This is a genomic window from Corynebacterium sp. p3-SID1056, from assembly GCF_025152525.1.
GTDB lineage: Bacteria > Actinomycetota > Actinomycetes > Mycobacteriales > Mycobacteriaceae > Corynebacterium.
The window spans coordinates 108,543-122,853 of sequence record NZ_JALXXL010000006.1 but is presented as its reverse complement, the minus strand read 5'-3'; the positions used below and the strand labels follow the sequence as shown (position 1 = coordinate 122,853).

The following is a 14,311-nucleotide window of genomic DNA, read 5'->3' as shown; positions in this document are numbered from 1 at the left end:
AAGTAGCGCCGCTCACGCGGGGGCACGCGGGTGTAATTTGGGCGCACTTGAAGCTTGAATATATGGGAAACGCGCTAAGCTAGGGGTCATATGGGCCCTCGGAATGCCCCCGAAAGGCACATTGCTTGTACACCCACGACCGTATTTGAGGATTATAGTGACACAATCGACTACCCCCGCCGCTGACTGGAACCACAAGCTCACCCTTGCGCAGGAAATGCTGCCGCTGATCAGCCAGCTGCACCGCGAGCACAACGCCGTGACCTCCATCTACGGTCGCCTGCTTCTGGGGGCGACCGACATCGACATCATTAAGGCCCACCGCTACGCGCGTCGCATCGTCGAGCGGGAGCTGCCTCTCGACGACACGCTGCCCATCCTGCAGGAACTGGTGAAGATGGACCTGGGCACCGCCTCGATCGACCTGGGGCGCCTGGCCAAGAACTACTCCCGCACCGAGGGCAAGGATCTGCGCGAGTTCCTCGAGGAGGAGCTTTCCGAGGTCGTTGGAACGTCTTCTGAGCTGCAGGCCCGCGACGTGGTGTTGTACGGCTTCGGCCGCATCGGCCGCCTCCTGGCTCGTATCCTCATCGCGCGTGAAGCAGCATACGGCGGCGTGCGCCTGCGCGCAGTGGTTGTGCGTAAGAAGGGCGAGGACGACATCGTCAAGCGTGCCTCCCTGCTGCGCCGCGACTCCGTCCACGGTGCCTTTGACGGCACTATCACTGTGGACAAGGAAAACGAGATTATCTGGGCCAACGGCACCCCGATCCAGATGATTTACGCCAACGATCCGGCAGAGGTGGACTACACCTCCTACGGCATCAACGACGCCATCGTGGTGGATAACACCGGTGTCTGGCGCGACCGCGCGGGCCTGTCGCAGCACCTCGAGTCCAAGGGCGTAGACCGCGTCCTGCTCACCGCGCCGGGCAAGGGCGACATTCCGAACATCGTCTACGGCATCAACCAGGACATGATCGGTGACGAGAAGGTGCTTTCCGCTGCGTCGTGTACTACCAACGGCATCACCCCGGTGCTCAAGGTGATCAACGACCGCTACGGCGTCAACCACGGCCACGTGGAAACGGTGCACGCCTACACGAATGACCAGAACCTGGCCGATAACTTCCACAAGGGCGACCGTCGCGGTCGCGCGGCTGGCCTGAACATGGTGCTCACCGAGACCGGTGCGGCGAAGGCGGTTTCCAAGGCGCTGCCGGAGTTCGAGGGCAAGCTCACCGGTAACGCGATCCGCGTGCCTACGCCGGATGTGTCCATGGCGGTGCTCAACCTCGACCTGCAGAAGGACGTAGAGAAGGACGAGGTCAACAACTTCCTGCGCCGCGTGTCCACCGACTCCAACCTGCGCCAGCAGATCGACTACATCCAGTCGCCCGAAGTGGTGTCCACGGATCTTCTGGGTACCACCCACGCATCCGTGGTCGACGGCCTTGCCACGATTGCTTCCGGCAACCACCTCGTGCTCTACGTGTGGTACGACAACGAGTACGGCTACTCCCACCAGGTCGTCCGCGTCGTCGAGGAGATCGCAGGCGTGCGTCCGACGATCTACCCGGCGCGTAAGGCACCGGAGGATATTAAGTAAAACGATGTTTCGTACCCGAGTCCTTGCCATCGCTGGCGCATTCGCCCTGGCGAGCTGCGCTGCGCATGGCACGGACCTGGGGCTGCAAGACGCCGCGCTCGCTGGAGACTTCGCCGTCGCGGATGTGGCGGGGCCGGGGGTGGAGCGGGCGTACGTGTTCTGCCCGTACACGGACAAGACCGAAGCGCAGCGCCTCGGCTTCAACCCAAACGACGTGCCCGGCATTGACAGCGATTCCCAGGCGTGGGAGACCGCCTCCGGCATCGGTGTGATCGCAGACGGCCGCGCAGATATCGAGTGGTTCGACCCGCGCAAACTCGATGCCTGTGGTCCGGGTGTGACCCCTTACCAGGAAATTGATCCTTCGGCGACAGTGAGGACAGCGACGGAATCCCGCGAATACGAGGGCGGGGAGACCGCCGAGGTCACCGTTTTGCGTTTCGAATAACTTCCTCGTAGTACGTGACCACCTGCTCCGAGGAAGCGCGCCAGGTCCAGCGCTTCGCCTCGGCCCTGGCTGCGGCTGCGAGCCGGTCGTGGGCGGCGTCGTCCCGCAGTACGCGCACAATTTCTTCGGCCCACACGGCATCGGGGGAGTCGGGGTCGACGAGGATGCCGGTTTTCCCGTCGTCGATGACAAATGGCAGGCCACCAGCGTTGGCGGCCACGACTGGAACTCCCGAAGCAAAGGATTCTAAAGCCGCGAAGCCGAGCGTTTCAGTCGTAGACGGGAAGAGCAACACATCGCCGGAAGCATACGCAGCCGAAAGCTCCGCCCCGGAGAGATAGCCGGTAAACGTGGCCCAGTCGGGGGCCTTGTTTCGAAGTGCCTGATACTGTGGGCCTTCGCCAACGAACGCAATGCGTGCGTCGGGGATGCGTTTGCGAACTTCCTCCATGATGGGGATGCAGCGCTCCACGGACTTCTCCGCAGAGATACGGCCGACGAAGAGCACGAGAGGTCCGCCGCCGAGACGCTCACGCATCGACGCGGAGCGCGCCGCGGGGGTAAAGCGTGTTGTGTCCACGGCTTTTGGCCAAAGCTTGACGTTGGGGATCCGGTATTCGGCCGCCTTCTCCATCATTGGCCCGGAAGTGACCAGGTTGATAGCCGCGCGGGAATGGAACGTGCGTAGCCCCCACTTCGCAATGGGTTTGACCCACGGAATGCCCAGCTTGACGCAGTATTCGGGCACGTCGGTGTGGAAAGACGCAAGCATCGGGAAACGGCGCGCGACGACGAGCGTCGACCAGCCCGCGGTCCAAATTGGGTTGACCGCGTGCACGATGTCCGGGTCGAACTCGCGCAGGCGGCGCAACGTCTTCGGCCCCATCATGCCGTGCTTGACCTCTGGGTACACCTTGAGATCTCGCGACGGGATGGAGACAACCTCAAAGCCCGCGTACTCGGCGGGCGGATTGCCCGGCGCAAAAATGAGGACCTCGTGCCCCATCTCGGCCAGTTGATCGAGGTGGCGGGTCAGTCGCGTGACCACACCGTCAATCTTGGGAAGGAAGACCTCGGTGAGGATGGCGATGCGCATTAGCGCTCGCCCGTGGGCACGCCAGCGGCCTGCTTCGCCGTCCACAGCGAGCGCGCCGGGATCTTGGAGCGATCCGCACGCTCGGCGTACTTGCGCGCTACGTCCTCAACCTCGCTGAGCAGGCCTTCGGCCAGCTTCGTCGGCTGCAGGCCAAGACCGATAAACGTGTCGTTTTTCACAAAGAGCTCGTTCTCTGCCGACTCCTTGCGTGGGTTGGGCACCATCTGGACCTCGGCGCCGGAGATCTTCGCCACGAGTGCTGCCAAGTCGCGGACGCGGTGCGTTTCCGTCATCTGGTTAAAGATCTTGACCCGCTCGCCACGCGCCGGCGGGTTTTCGAGGGCGATCTGGATGCACTTGCACATGTCCTGGATGTGGATGAATGCGCGAGTCTGGCCGCCCGTGCCGTGCACAGTCAGCGGGTACCCCACGGCAGCCTGCATGAGGAAGCGGTTGAGTACCGTGCCGTAGTCCCCGTCGTAGTCGAAGCGGTTGATCAGGCGCTCGTCGCGCTGCGTCTGCTCGGTGTGGGTGCCCCAGATGATGCCCTGGTGCAGGTCGGTGATGCGCAGCTCGTCGTTCTTCGCGTAGTAGGCGAACAAGTTCTGGTCGAGCACCTTTGTCATGTGGTACACCGAGCCCGGGTTCGTGGGGTAGAGGATCTCCTGCTCCACGGTGGTGCCCTCGTCCGTGTGCACTGTGATATCCAGGTAGCCCTCTGGGATCTTCATGCCTGCAGTGCCGTAGCCGTACACGCCCATCGTGCCGAGGTGGACGACGTGCACGTCCAGGCCCGACTCCACGATTGCGACGAGCAGGTTGTGGGTGGCGTTGACATTGTTGTCCACCGTGTAGCGCTTCGTGCGCGGGGTCTTCATGGAATACGGCGCGGCCCGCTGCTCGGCAAAGTGAATCACTGCGTCGGGCTTGAAAGAAGTGATGAACTCGAGCAGCCCATCGTAGTCTTTCGCCACGTCGATGTTGCGGAAGCCGATGGTGTTGCCGGAGACTTCCTCCCACGCGGCGATGCGTTCTTCTGTGGACACGATGGGGGTGAGGGACTCAACGCCTAACTCCTCGTCGATGGCGCGGCGGGAAAGGTTGTCTACTACCACCACCTCGTGGCCGAGGTCAGACAGATGCAGCGACGCTGGCCAGCCGCAAAACCCATCTCCGCCGAGTACCGCAATTTTCACGTTGAGTAAACCTTTCCACGTTGAAGCTGTTGCGCGTTACGCGCTTTTATTCACGATACCTACCAATTGCTCGTTGTGCTGGCTATCTACGTCTGAGGAAATATACAGCGGGAACGGAGGGATCATCTAGGAGTGATTATGCGCGTGAATGCGTTGTGACGTGCGTTTTTTGTGTATTTGTAGTTCAATAGTGTGATTAGCAGTGTTAAAAGAATATGAGAGTCTGGGAGTTTGCATGGTGCGTGGTTTCTGGGGCCGTTCTATTGCCATTGCTGCGGTCGCAGCCTGTGCTGCTTCCGGAGTCACTGCGGTGCCCGCCATACCCCTGACTGTCGCCCACGCTGCCGAAAAGTTTGACGTGAACGACGGCGACTTCAGCCTCACCGTCTCTACAGGTGTAAAGGAGTCCATCGCGACGGATTGGCGCGCTATCTTCCGGCTTGCCGACGGCGACTACGAGCCGAAAACTTTCCGCTCCGTGCGACTCTACTTCTATGTCATCGGTGGTGACGGGAAGAACTTCCCGGCCGAGGATACGTACGCGGTCAAGCTTACCCACGGCACAACTGAGGTCGAGGATTTCGGGGAAGTGACGGGCTACGGCCATATCGACGATACGGGCACGCGCTGGATGGACTTTACCTTTGAGAAGGATGTGACGCTCAAAGACGGCCAAACGCTGATTGTGGACAAGAAGGGTGGGGCGGGCACGCTTCCGGTGCGTGGATCTGGTTCGTCGCAAAGCGCAGGCGGAAGAGGTTTCATTGACCCGATCAACCCAAAGCTCGCAACTTTAAGCGGCAACGTCGCCGTCGATCGAGAAAGCGGGAAATTCCCGGAGGGGCTCGAGGTCTCGCTTCTCGACGGTGCCGGCACCGTCACCGACACCACGAAGACAGACAAGGACGGCACCTACAGCTTCAGCAACGTCAAACCAGGCATGTACTCCCTCAAACTCGGCACTGTGCCGGGCTACCTTGCGCCTGAGCCGTTTACTGTTGAAGCCAAAGGCGAGGTTGCAGTCCCAGAGAAGGATCTGATCCCAATTACCGCGACGGGTCGCGTGATTGACCGGGACAATCAGCCGCTCGAAGGCGTCGAAGTGTCCGTCGGGGAGCGCAATGCGATCACCAACGACGAGGGAAAATACACGCTCACCGGCGTTCCGGCGGGTAGTGCGACGCTGAAGGTTGCGGCGTCGGAAAAACACGACACCCGCGGCGATGAAAAGACCGTTGAGATCCATGAGCGGGCGGTCAACGAGTTGGAGGACGTCAATGTGCTCCCTCAGTTCGGCTCGGTCGCCGGCCAGGTGGTCGACGAGTCGGGTGAACCAGTCGCGGGGGTTTGCGTGATCGTCGATGGCGGAGAAGAATGCACTGCCACTACCGATCAGCACGGCTTTTACACACTGGAGAATCTGCTGCCTGGTGTTATCGAAATTACCTTTGCGGAAACCAAACTGACTCAGGCTGCGTTACGGCAGGGCGTTGTGGTCCGCTCCGGCGAGGAGACCACCGTTGACATGCCCCTGAACGCGAAGGAACGCAAGGGCAGTGTGCGATTCCGCGTTGTGGGGGAGGGCGGTGAGTCCCTGCCCCACGCGAAGGCGCACATCACCCCGGGAGACATACGCCTTGTTGCGGACGCCAATGGTGTCTTCACCCCACAGGAACTACAGGAGGGGGAGTACACGGTGCGTTTCGAGGCCGATGGCCACCTCCCAGATGAAGCCGAGTTTTCGATCCGCATGGGCCAGCTCACCGAGGTACACAGGAAGCTTGACCTTGTTCCCGTCCTCACCGTGGAGCCAACCCCCACCCCAACTTCTAGGACAGCACCAACGCCAAAGCCGTCACACACTTCCACACCGACTCCAACTTCAGCATCAACACCAAAGCCAAAACCCACGAAAACTGCAACGACAAAACCAACACCCACACCAGCACCGAAGCCAACCCCGAAACCGGCGGTGTACTTCACATGGGATGCCGTGACTGTGGCTCCGGGCGGTGTCGTGAAAACACGACCGAAGGAAAAAGTGGCTGCAGGGATTACCTTCGGCCAGCCGGTGGTGCAGCGCTCCGGATTCACGATCAACGGCGCCGATTGGGCCACCGTTGACGCGGCAGGCACGGTGGTGATCGCGCCGCCCGAGGTTGTGACCCCAGGCGAGTACCTCATTGAGGTACCTAACTCCACCGCAGGGACGGGCACCGTTGCGGTGACGGTGACAAAGCCTGCCTCCTTGGCTTCGTTGTACAAGGTGTCCTACGCGCCGCGTATCGTGCGGGCGGGTGGAAGCGCCGTGAGCGCGGCACCGATTGCGCGTCGTGGTGCCTACGATTGGCAGCCGCTTCCCGCAGGCACGAAGTTCAAGGTTGAAGGTACCTCCAATGCCACTGCTGATGTGGACGGCAGGGTGACGTTCAGCGCACCGCGCGGTGCGAAGATCGGCGAAATCCTCCCGGTCGATGTCTTCGTGACCTTTCCGGATGATTCCACGCAGACAGTACGTGTGCCCTTTGAGGTCGCCGCGGCGTCCATGTCGCAGGTCACCGCGCCGCGCTATGAGATGGGGGTACTTGTTGGCCCGGGGCAAAGTACAGAGTTGAAAATCGCCAACCCCACCTCTCTGCCAGCGCACACGGAGTTTGCGCTGCTCCCAGGAGACCTCCAGGCCTGGTCGGCGTCGGTGGACGCGACGACAGGTACTCTGCGGATGACCGCGCCGACCGGGACGGCCAAGCCCGTGGTGGTGCCGGTCGAGGCACGCTATCCCGATGGCTCCACGCAGACTATCGAGGCGTACGTGGGGGTAGCTGCGGCACAGGCACCGGCGAAGCGCGATGCACCTAAGTTCCCGGTCTCCGTGGTCAAGGTGGGCAAGACAGCAATGTCTACCCCAACAGGAAAGGTGCCTGCTGGCACCGAATTCACGCTGGCTGATGATGCTGGTCTGCGGGTGAGCGTCGATAAGCACACGGGCAAAGTGCGTGTGGAAATCCCCGACAACGCCCCGGTCGACGCCTCGTACACGGTGCAGATTCGGGTGCAGTACCCGGATGGGTCGGTGACGCTCATGCCCGTCACCGTGCTGACAAACTCGCAGGCGCGTGAGCAGGAGACAGCCACCGCACCAATGGCACCGAAGGGAACAACCTACGGGCTGGCTGGGGACTTTTCCGCCCCGGGTTGGAGCATCAATATCAACGCCGTCACCGGTGAAATAACCGCGCGCGTGGATTCGAGCGTCGCTGAGCACGCCTCAATTGAGGTGCCGCGCGTGGTGACGTACCCGGACGGCTCGCAGCGCACGCAGCGGGTAACCCTTTACGCGAAAGACGCTGCGAGGCCGGCACCTGCGCCGAAGACTTCATCGAGCGCGACGTGGCTGCCCATTGTGCTCGGACTGCTCGCCGCGCTCGGCGGCGCAAGCTATGCTGCCATTGTCAACCAAGACCACATCCGCCAACTGCTGTCCCAGTACGGTATCCGGATTTAAAAGGTAGAAGAAGATGCATTTCTCACTGAAAACCGTTGCCATTGCCACCTGTGCGTCGCTCGCATTCGGCGCTGTGGCTGCCCCGCCAGCAGGCGCTTCTACCACGCAGTCCGAGATCACGGTGAGCGTGACCGGCGAGACTTCGCGGCCAACGGGGGAGCGGATCGACGCAGAGTTGCGCAAGGACTCCCGCTCCCGCTTTACGTTCGTCCACCCGGCCGCGGCCGTGGGTGTGCACGAGTTCAATTTGCACACCGTGATCCGCACCGGAGGATACCGCCTGCCGCCGTTTTGGGGTGCAGATACAAGCACGCACACCGAAGATGGCGCGGACGTGGTGGAGTTCAAGTTCACCGACCCGCGCACCCAGCTTGAGGTCACGCGCACGTTCCGGATTAAGGATGGCACCGTGCGCGCCACCGTGCAGGTGCGCAACGTGAGCGACGCGCCGGCCGACATCACGATCGACCTGGCAAATGAGTTCGTCAACCCGGGTGGGATGCATGCACAGGTAAATGCAAGCGGGGCCTTTGAGGTGGCCGCGGAATCCGAGGGCTACGAAACGACGGTTGCGTTTGCTGATCCTGCGAGCTCTGCCTCCATGAAGGACATGCGCGGGGAGATCGAGGTGGGCAAAACCGGGGTGCTGGGCGGCGATACCCCGCGCTTCCAGATGGCGCGTTGGGAAAACACCCTCGCCCCGGGCGACGTCCTTGAAGGTGGGGTAGACATCGCGGCGGCTGCGCAGGACTCCGCGATTGATACCGACGGTGACGGGCTGCGCGACGAGTGGGAAGTCAAGGGAGTGCGCCTGCCGGACGGCACCGAGCTGCCTATTCACCGTTGGGGAGCCGACCCCAAACGCCCGGACCTGTTCTTGCAGTTGAACTGGATGGAGGCCGAGTGGGAGACGATGCAGTGCTCCCGTCAGCACGCTTTCGCGCCGACTGCGCCTGAGTTTGCTCAGTTTGCGGGCTGCGCCACTGCGAATGTGAACTCGTACCGTCCCACCACTGCCACGCTGCGGGAGCTTGAGGGAGTGTTTGAAAAGAGGGGCATTGCGCTGCATATCGACGCCGGCGACTCCTACCAGTCCGAGTCGCTCGTGGGCTTTGATACACCGCGCGGTGGCAAGACCGAGCCATTTGAGAAGTACTACTTTGACGCAAAGACACAGGGTGAAAGGCTCATCGAGGAGCGCGACCGCCTCCTCGGCGACCGCAAATCCGTCTTCCGCCTCGGCATCATCGGTGACCGCATGGCGGCGAATAACCGCTCCTCCGGCGTGGCACTGGTGAGCGATTCGGCCTTCTACGTGTCGAACCACAAGGATATGACCACGCAGGAGCAGTTGCGCAACACGATCTTCCACGAGTTCGGCCACACTCTCGGGCTGGGGCACTCGGGTCCGCTGGTCCCGGAGAACCCCCTGCGCGGGGATCTCTCGCTGCCGGACTACAAGTCGGTGATGAACTACCAATACCAGTTCGGCAAGCTCTTTGACTACGCGGGTGAGGACACCAAAACCAGGGTGAATGGCTGCCTGCAGTCCGGCGAGTGCGGCGAGCACGACGTGGTCATTCCCGCCGACTGGGCGAACCTCGACCTGCCCGGCTTCAACGTGGGCAAGGGCGACCTGACCACCGGCAGCGGCGAGATTGACGAAGACGAGCATCATGAGAAGGACCCGCGGAGGCTAGCTGCCAACGCGGCCGCGGAAAACTCGGGCCGCGCCGGGTTCTACATGGACACCACCCGCGATGGTGTCAACGGCATCGTGACTTCGCGTTCCGACAACGCGCTGCGGGGCACGATCAGCAACCTGGGCGCGGACGTGGAGCGTTTTACCGTAGAAGCAACGTACCCGGGCGGGCAGCGCCACAGCCAGGTCGTCGAGTTGCCGGCAATCGGGAAAGCCGGCGATGAGAGTGAGATCCGCATCCCAATCAAGAACGCGGCGAGCCTGACCGGCCCAGTGATGCCGGTGCACATCCAGATCACCAACCACAGCGGCGAGCGCGTCTTCGCGGAGCGCTACGAGGTCTCCGTGCTGGACTACACTGCGGAAGAGGCGCGCCGGGTGCTCGACGAGGTGCTCGCCTCCGACGCGAGCCTTGAGGTTAAGCGTCTTGCAAAGTCGAAGCTGGACGGGATCGAGGATCCCGCGGCGGCGAAGCCCACTAACCAACACACCAAACGGGGCGCGGACGGCACGCAGAAGGAGAAGCCTGCTGAGGGGCCCTCCAGTGTGGCAATTGTGATTGCTGTGCTGCTTGCGCTTGGTGGTGTCGGCGCTGCTGGCCTGGGGTGGGCGATGAGCCAGGGCCTTATCTAGGGTGTGAGCAAAATCATAAAAAGGCGTATTTTCCGCGCGGCCCGTGAGGTGTGAAGAGGTCTCTCTTTAGTGTGTGTCACATTACTGTGTTGGGCTGCATAACACTGCTGTGGTGCCCGGACTGTAACCTGAGTGTGCGTTTAGCCTCGCCTGGCTGGTGGGGGCGAGCTTTCTGGGAAAATCACGCCCAAATATGTGAGGCATCAACGTGCCTCTAGCTGGATAATGCCGCAGCGGGTGAATATTATGCAACGAAAGTGGAAAATCATTGCCATGAAAAGTTGGTATACCACTGTCGACGACCGGGCCATTTATTGTTCAACACATTGTTTATTGTGGCGTTTCCGGTAACTTTAAGTTCCAGTAAGCGCGGCCCTCCCTGCATTAAAAGTGCATAAAACTTGAGGTGCGGGGTAAGCGGGCCGTGCATAGTTTTTCGTACAAGGAAGGACGTGCCGCATGAAGAGGCTGGCAAGGGCGTGCACCGCGGCTGCGATGGGGGTTGCGTTGGTGCTCGGTGGGCAGCCAGTCGTTGCGCATGCGGCCGTCCCGACCTCCAAGGTTGAGCTGGATGCCTCCCGTTTGGCCCAGTTGACCTACAAGGATGAGGATTCGGTTGCTGGGAAGCTCTGCAGCACGCTGTACACCGACATCATGGTCGAAGGGGCCCGCAGTATGGCCCCTGCAAACGCTGTTGTCGAGGACAATGCCGTCGAGTACGAAGACGCCGAGCGCCAGGTGCGCGTGAAGAGGGAGATCCACACGCGCGGTAACGTCGTTGACGTCCAGGTCACCGTCACGAACATGGGCGCAGAAGAGCGCTACCTCCAGGTCGACCTGACCAACTCCATCAACACGGACCGGGCGCTCGCTGGTACTTTTGCCGACGGCCGCTTCAGCGTTGTCCCTGAGTACGGCGGCTACGACACCGTCATTGCATTCCCGGGCGCACACTTCTCGGGCGTCGCGCCGACCTTCAATGGTACGACTGCCTCCCGTGAGCTCGGTAGTATCGCCGCGGGGAACGCGCAATTCCAACGCGGACGCTGGTTAGCGCAGGTAGAGGCTGGCGAGACGCTTACCGCAAGCGCGACGTTTACGTTTGAGACCCAGGAGTCCGCAATCGACAGCGATCGCGATGGCCTTCCGGACCTGTGGGAGGAACAGGGGGTCACGCTTGCCGACGGCACGCGCTTGCCACTTCACGAGTGGGGTGCAGACCCGCACCGCCCCGACATCTTCCTGCAGATGAATTGGATGCGTTCCGAGTACGAGACCCTCGACTGCTTTTCCCGCCCCGAGCACGCTGAGTGCTTAGAGGCAAAGACCACCAGCTATCGCCCCGCGCGCAAGAGCTTTGATGAGCTTGTTGAGCGTTTTGGCGAGCACGGCATCGCACTCCACATCGATGCGGGTGAGTACTACTCCAACATTCCGAACTACGGCGCGCGCCACGGTGGCGAAACCGAGGACTACGAGGAGTACTACTTCAAATCCACCATCCCGGGTTTGCGCATGGTCAACAACGTCAACCGCTTGCTGGGGCAGCGCTCCGCCGTATTCCACTCTGGTGTCGTGGGCGGCATGATGAACCCCGGTAACTACTCCGTCGGCGTTTCTCTGCTGGGGGATAATGGCTTCTATGTGGCCAAGCACGAGCGCGTGACAAAAGAGAGCCAGTTGCGCAATACGATCATGCACGAGTTGGGGCACAACCTGGGCTTGAACCATAATGGTGCGGCAGCAGCGGCCGGTCAGGTGCCTGATGTGGACTACCTGCCGAACTACAAGTCGGTCATGAACTACCTCTACCAGTTCAGCTACTTCGACTACTCGGACGAGGAGTCAGTGTCGGGCGGACCACTGCCTGTAGAGTGCAACCGCGCTGGCGTGGACTGCTACACGGGGGACTACCGCGTCCCGGCAGATTGGGACAACATTGCGTTCAACTCCGCGCGCCTCGGCCAGCCTGTGGGCACGGCCGGCGCGAAGGCAGAGCAGGTAGATGCCCGCGCCCTGGAACAGCGTGATGCGCAGATGGCTCTGGCGGAAAGCGAGAACGGCCACGTTGACGTCGACGTCGTCGATGAGGGCGAGCTGACCGCTGGTGAAGCGGGAGAGGTCACCCTGGAGCTGAGCAACCCGGGTCTGGATATTGGCCGCTTCAACGTGGTCGCAGGAGAAACCACCACCCAGGTCGTGCTCGGTGGCGTGCGGACAGGTAATAACACCACGACGATTCGCGTGCCTGTGACTCCGACGGCAGCGGGCAACATGCCGCTGGATGTGCGGGTCAGCACGGTGCATGGGGGAACGGCCTTCGAGGATCGCCTCGTTATCCCGGTGCGCGCCGGTGAAGCGCCCGCGACGACGACGGCGATGCAGGGAGCGGAGCGTCGAGAAGCAACGCCCACGCCGACGCCGAAGGACCAGCCCAAGCAGAGCGAAAAGTCAAGCTCGAGCGCGGCGATCGCGGTGCCGATCGTGCTGCTCCTCGCACTCATCGGCGGGGCGGCGTACGCCTGGACCAATAACCTCATATAAGACATTTCTCACTACAAAGGGGCTTTGCAATGCATTGGATGCCGAACCCTCTCGCGGCACTGACGGTGGCCGCTGCCGTCGCTGTCGCCCCAGTCGCTGTGGCGCAAGAGACCGTGGAGTTCACGCTCAACGTGCAGAAAGCAGGCGACCCCATCGAAGCTGCGGTAGTCGAGGTGGTAAACAACGACGACCCAAATGTGAAGCTGAGCGGGGTCACCGACTATGCGGGGCGAGTCGCCTTCGACGTGCCGCGCGGCACGTACACGTACCGCGTGATTACCGAAGGTAGTGAGCCAGTCATCGGGACCGTGGAACTGAACCGGCCGCAGGACACGACGACAAGGTTTACTGGTCCCGAGCGCGAGGTGGACTTCACCTGGTCAGATTTCACCGTCGTTGCGGGCGGCAGGTCTGCGATCCACCCACAGATCGAGGGGGACGCGAGTGGTGTGACCGTTGAGCAGAAGGCTGGCCCGCAATGGGTGGAGGTCTTTGACGACGGCACGATCGAGGCCATGCCGCCAGCGAGCACGGCACCGGGGGACTACGAAGTCGCTGTGCGTACGTCCGCCGGCCAGGTCAGCACGGTGAACGTGAAGGTGACGGGCCCGGAAACGCTGCGGGCGCTGCAGTACCCCGTGACCTCCGTGGAGCAGGGCCGCAAGGCGACAAGCGCTGCACCGATGGCGACCATCTCGCACCAGGGGAGAGACTTTCCCAGCCAGCCGGTCCCTTCCGGGGTGGTGTTTTCTACGGATGCCACCAACGCGCAAGTGGATGCGCGTACCGGCCGAGTCACGCTGGATACCGCCGGCGTGGACGCGCGGGTGGGCGAGACCATCGAGGTACCGGTGGTTGGCACGCTGCCCAACGGCGAGACAACGACCGCGAAGGCGGCGTTCCACATCACCGCCCTGCCTGCTGCGAAACGCTACACCCCGGGCTGGGGGCCGGTGACGGCTGCCCCAGGCGAGCGCGCTGAGGTGGAGCAGACCGGTGAGCAAACGATGCCAAAGGACGCGGAGTACTGGTGGCTGCGTGCCGATAACCCGGAGCTTTCCGGTTGGCGGATCTCGATTGACCCGGCCACCGGAAGGATCTCCGCGACTCCGAGCCAAAGCGCGCAGGAGGGTGTGTTGAAGGTACGCGTGAGCTACGCGGACGGCTCCCAGTCGCGAGTGAAGGTGCCGCTGAAGCTTGCCGCGCCTTCCGCTCAGCCCCAAGAACGCACAGCGCAAGTGCTTCCGCCAGGGAAGGAAATGGAGATTTTCGACGCGGCCGAGTCCGACGTCGAGATCATCGACAACGGAGGGGTTCGCCTCGACGTTGATAAGGCCACCGGCAAGGTGTCGGCCACCGTTCCCGAGGATGCGATGCGGGGCGCGGACTACGAGGTCACACTGCGCGTCGATGGGCAAGACAAGAAGGTCCGGCTCACCGCGGATACGCCGCAGGACGAGGTTGCTACCTCGAGCGTGCGGGATGCGTGGTGGATTCCGCTGGTGATGGTGGCGATGGCGGCGATAGGCGCCGGTGCCCAGTGGGCCTTGAGCCAGTTAGGCGGTGGAAAGTGAAACA

General features: G+C 62.2%; 8 protein-coding genes. 6 read left to right on the top strand and 2 right to left on the bottom strand.

Annotation, left to right across the window (positions count from 1 at the left end; genetic code table 11):
- Positions 1-151 precede the first annotated feature (151 nt).
- Both M3G14_RS07025 and M3G14_RS07020 read left to right on the top strand, forming a co-directional pair.
- Complete coding sequence (locus M3G14_RS07025) at positions 152-1,609, top strand: glyceraldehyde-3-phosphate dehydrogenase (RefSeq protein ID WP_396122210.1); 1,458 nt, start codon at positions 152-154, stop codon at positions 1,607-1,609.
- 4 nt (positions 1,610-1,613) lie between these two features.
- Positions 1,614-2,057, top strand: coding sequence for a hypothetical protein (locus M3G14_RS07020; RefSeq protein ID WP_259925789.1), 444 nt, complete (start codon positions 1,614-1,616; stop codon positions 2,055-2,057).
- Here M3G14_RS07020 and M3G14_RS07015 read toward each other — a convergent pair.
- Entirely contained in the window at positions 2,035-3,153 is a 1,119-nt protein-coding gene (locus M3G14_RS07015; protein WP_259925787.1) for a glycosyltransferase family 1 protein, read from the bottom strand. The genes M3G14_RS07020 and M3G14_RS07015 overlap by 23 nt on opposite strands.
- Positions 3,153-4,349 (bottom strand): NAD-dependent epimerase/dehydratase family protein, encoded by a 1,197-nt coding sequence (locus tag M3G14_RS07010; RefSeq protein WP_259925785.1) that lies wholly within the window; start codon positions 4,347-4,349, stop codon positions 3,153-3,155. The genes M3G14_RS07015 and M3G14_RS07010 overlap by 1 nt, the downstream gene beginning before the upstream one ends.
- A gap of 235 nt (positions 4,350-4,584) precedes the next feature.
- Here M3G14_RS07010 and M3G14_RS07005 point away from each other — a divergent pair, with 235 nt between their 5' ends.
- From M3G14_RS07005 to M3G14_RS06990, 4 genes are all read left to right on the top strand, one after another.
- The gene (locus M3G14_RS07005) at positions 4,585-7,854 is read left to right on the top strand and encodes a Rib/alpha-like domain-containing protein (protein ID WP_259925781.1); all 3,270 of its coding nucleotides are present in this window, start codon (positions 4,585-4,587) and stop codon (positions 7,852-7,854) included.
- Between the two features lie 13 nt (positions 7,855-7,867).
- The gene (locus tag M3G14_RS07000) at positions 7,868-10,189 is read left to right on the top strand and encodes a hypothetical protein (RefSeq protein WP_259925780.1); all 2,322 of its coding nucleotides are present in this window, start codon (positions 7,868-7,870) and stop codon (positions 10,187-10,189) included.
- A 459-nt stretch (positions 10,190-10,648) separates the two neighbouring features.
- Positions 10,649-12,733: a zinc-dependent metalloprotease gene (locus tag M3G14_RS06995; RefSeq protein WP_259925779.1), complete on the top strand. Its 2,085-nt coding sequence runs from the start codon at positions 10,649-10,651 to the stop codon at positions 12,731-12,733.
- 38 nt (positions 12,734-12,771) lie between these two features.
- Complete coding sequence (locus M3G14_RS06990; RefSeq protein WP_259925778.1) at positions 12,772-14,307, top strand: Rib/alpha-like domain-containing protein; 1,536 nt, start codon at positions 12,772-12,774, stop codon at positions 14,305-14,307.
- Positions 14,308-14,311 lie beyond the last annotated feature (4 nt).

Bases quoted from the DNA above. Each gene is read 5' to 3' on its own strand.
- M3G14_RS07015 (WP_259925787.1), bottom strand. From the start codon at position 3,153: ATGCGCATCGCCATCCTCACCGAGGTCTTCCTTCCCAAGATTGACGGT.
- M3G14_RS06995 (WP_259925779.1), top strand. From the start codon at position 10,649: ATGAAGAGGCTGGCAAGGGCGTGCACCGCGGCTGCGATGGGGGTTGCG.
- M3G14_RS07000 (WP_259925780.1), top strand. From the start codon at position 7,868: ATGCATTTCTCACTGAAAACCGTTGCCATTGCCACCTGTGCGTCGCTC.
- M3G14_RS06990 (WP_259925778.1), top strand. From the start codon at position 12,772: ATGCCGAACCCTCTCGCGGCACTGACGGTGGCCGCTGCCGTCGCTGTC.
- M3G14_RS07020 (WP_259925789.1), top strand. From the start codon at position 1,614: ATGTTTCGTACCCGAGTCCTTGCCATCGCTGGCGCATTCGCCCTGGCG.
- M3G14_RS07005 (WP_259925781.1), top strand. From the start codon at position 4,585: ATGGTGCGTGGTTTCTGGGGCCGTTCTATTGCCATTGCTGCGGTCGCA.